The organism is Chitinophaga sp., assembly GCF_036569185.1.
Lineage (GTDB): Bacteria > Bacteroidota > Bacteroidia > Chitinophagales > Chitinophagaceae > Chitinophaga.
This window is the reverse complement of sequence record NZ_DATCRD010000312.1, coordinates 1-2,919: the sequence shown is the minus strand read 5'-3', so window position 1 is coordinate 2,919 and position 2,919 is coordinate 1. Positions and strand designations below refer to the sequence as shown.

General features: G+C 48.3%; 2 protein-coding genes and 1 pseudogene. 2 read left to right on the top strand and 1 reads right to left on the bottom strand.

The window, feature by feature from the left end; translation table 11 throughout:
- A pseudogene (locus VIM72_RS24135) lies at window positions 1-347 on the top strand (hypothetical protein); the annotation flags it as partial.
- Between the two features lie 216 nt (window positions 348-563).
- A complete protein-coding gene (locus tag VIM72_RS24130) occupies window positions 564-2,186 on the top strand; it encodes a hypothetical protein (RefSeq protein WP_332005383.1) in 1,623 nt (540 codons plus the stop codon).
- Here the strand turns inward: VIM72_RS24130 and nfi are convergent.
- Window positions 2,183-2,872, bottom strand: coding sequence for a deoxyribonuclease V (nfi, locus tag VIM72_RS24125; protein ID WP_332005382.1), 690 nt, complete (start codon window positions 2,870-2,872; stop codon window positions 2,183-2,185). The genes VIM72_RS24130 and nfi overlap by 4 nt on opposite strands.
- Window positions 2,873-2,919: the final 47 nt, after the last annotated feature.

Sequence of the window (2,919 nt, the reverse complement as noted above, 5' to 3'; positions counted from 1 at the left end):
GCCCGGAACGCACTGTAAGGGTACATTGCCACCTGGAAGAAGAAGATACGCAGCTGCTTCCCGGTACCTACCTGCAGGCAATGATTGAAACCGGTGCCGCCGCCGTAAAGGCGTTGCCTGATGCCGCCGTGGTGAACTTTGAAAACAAGTCGTACGTTTTTGTGAAAAAGCCGGGAACCGACAGCACCTTCCATTTCAATATGCTGGAAGTACAGAAAGGGAACAGCGAGCAGGGATATACGGAAGTAATATTCCCCAAAGCTGAGCCGGAAGAAGAGGTGGTGGTAACAGGGGCATACGACCTGCTGGCCAAATTGAAAAACAGCGGGGAACATGAAGGGCATTGATGCGGCCAGCGTAGATCAAAGCGGGTTTTGTCTGACTCAGGATTATGATGATTTTGCTGATTTATTTTTTGAGTTTTAATTTTTACTAATTAAGGGAGATACCTGCCAGGAAAGGACTCTCTTTTAAGCGAAGCTCTAAGCGAAGTAATCCTATAAACGCTCATCTTATATAATTAAATAAATTTCATATATTTGAAATTAATAATTAGTAATAAGATGAAATATCTGAGATGGCCCTTTCTTTTTGGCGCTTTACTGATCAGCAGTTTAGCGATAGCCCAGGTACCCCTGGTAACGCTGGGGCCCGATTTCGCGGAGCCCGGAGACGGATGGGACAAACTGATGCAGTTGAAAAACGGTAACACCGTATACCTGCATTTCTCCAAAAAGGACGGGCTGCTGGTAAATATTTACGACACTGCGCATGCCCTGAAGATAACAGATACAGTGCATACGCACTTATGGAATGCGGCGGACCTGGAGTCGACCGAAATAGACGGCATCTTTGAAATAAACGGCCAGCCGGTGATCTTTTTACAACAGCTGGTAAAGTATAACCCGGTCATGTACCGCCTGGTTCTGGATGCGGAAACGGGCAGGCTGCTGCGGGAAGATAAGCTGGGAGAGCTGCCCGGTGTACAGCATCGCAGCGTGTTTATAGACGATAACCTTGCTACGCATGATATGTACGTGGAAAAAGATGCCCACAGCGATTACTATGCGGTGGCCTTTTTTTCGGGTACGCCCATCCAGAAAACAGACAGCGTTCGTGAACGCATACGGGTATTACATTTTTCACCTGCCCATGAGCTTATTGACAGTGGCCGGTTTTACCTGGGCGATTCTTCGTATAGCTATTTCAGTTATATCGGCATGGCGGTACAGGGAAAAGAGAAAGTGTACCTGGGCACCGTGGGATTTAACGCCAAACGGAAAGAAGGAGATGCAGGCGCCAAAGTGTTATTCTCTATGTTGTCGCCGGACTCGGCCACATTTGCCCATGAAGTGCTGGATTACACAGCAGGCTTTGGGAATGTAGCCGGCAACATCCAGGTGGCTGGTACACAGGTGCGGATGCTGTTGTATGTATCTTCTAAACAAAAAGAAGGATATACAGGCATGATGATGAATACGTTCCAGGCGGCTACCGGCAAACTGAAAAAAAATGTGCAGTTGTCGTTCCCTGAGCTGTCGCGCAACATGCAGCAAAACCTGAACTACCAGGACGAATACAAAGGAACGCCTCAACGGTTACACCTGAACGAAGATGGCAGCAGCACCCTGCTAATGGAAAGTTTTTCCTTCTTCAAACAGGGCAATTCCCAGGTCAATAAACTGCATACAAACCTTGGTGATATAGGTATCACACTACTGGATACCGTCGGCCGGGAAAACACCACCCTGGCTGTTTCCAAATACCAGGTGATCACCGGCGTATGCGAACCGTTCCAGCTGCAGCGGCGCAGCAAAAGTGAATGGGTGTTCCGGAATAAAATTGCAGCACTGAATACCAACACGTGGTTGTCTTACGACTATATCCCTGTGCCCGGCGTATCCTTTGTGCTCTTCAACGATTATCTTCAATACCTTGATACCGGTGGCCAGGACAAAGTGCGCAAGCCCCTGAAATTCGCGGCAGACGCCAACTTCGTTTGCTACCGTTTTTATAATGGCAAAATGGAACGGCTGTTCCTTTTTGGTATGCCGGAAGTTACAAAGGGCTATGCCTGTATGATGGGAGCAGCCGATTACAACACACAAACCCGCATGTATGCTACGGTGCTCATTTCACGGAAAGGAGTAGAGAAAAAAGCCAATATCGCCTGGATAAAGTTTTAGAGGCTGGTCCAGCCTTCGGGCACTATCCCTGTACGGAACTGGTTCACCGCATTATGCGCCAGCCGGGTTGGCTCAGGTAAGCGATAGCTTTTTATGCATTGCAGCAGGATCTCCGTACTGCCGGGAATGTCTGTAAGATGTCCGGGTGACACGAAAACAGGTTGCACATTGGTTTTGCTCCGCAACACATTACCAAGTGGCTGCCCCTGTTTATCTGTAAGCGGCGTATAGCTGCCTTTCTCCATGCCCGGTTCTTCATATATCCCAAACAGCTTTTTCTTGGCGCTGCCTATAGTGGGTTGCTGTGCCAGCACTCCAAAATGACTGGCAATGCCCATACGGCGGGGGTGTGCAATGCCATGTCCATCTACCACCAGGATGTCCGGTTTCAGCGGTAACTGTGCCCAGGCATCCAGCAATGCAGGCACTTCCCGGAAAGCCAGGAACCCCGGAACATAGGGGAACAACACTTCTTTTTTTACAAGGCTGTAACCAACCGGCTTCATGGAAGGGAATTCCATTATTACAATTCCGGCATAAACTGTGGTACTGAATTTATTGAAAGAAATATCGGCGCCGGCTATATAGTTGAGCGGGCCGTTGTACGGTGTTATCTTTACGGTGTCTTTTAATTCCTTTTGAATGATGGTTGCCTGTGGAACAGTGAGCTCATTATAGTTAATCATGGATGCCGTTATTTATATGCTGCTTAAAAAAGGGATAGCTGGTCGCC

Coding starts and splice junctions, on each gene's coding strand:
- VIM72_RS24130 (WP_332005383.1), top strand. CDS start 564: ATGAAATATCTGAGATGGCCCTTTCTTTTTGGCGCTTTACTGATCAGC.
- nfi (WP_332005382.1), bottom strand. CDS start 2,872: ATGATTAACTATAATGAGCTCACTGTTCCACAGGCAACCATCATTCAA.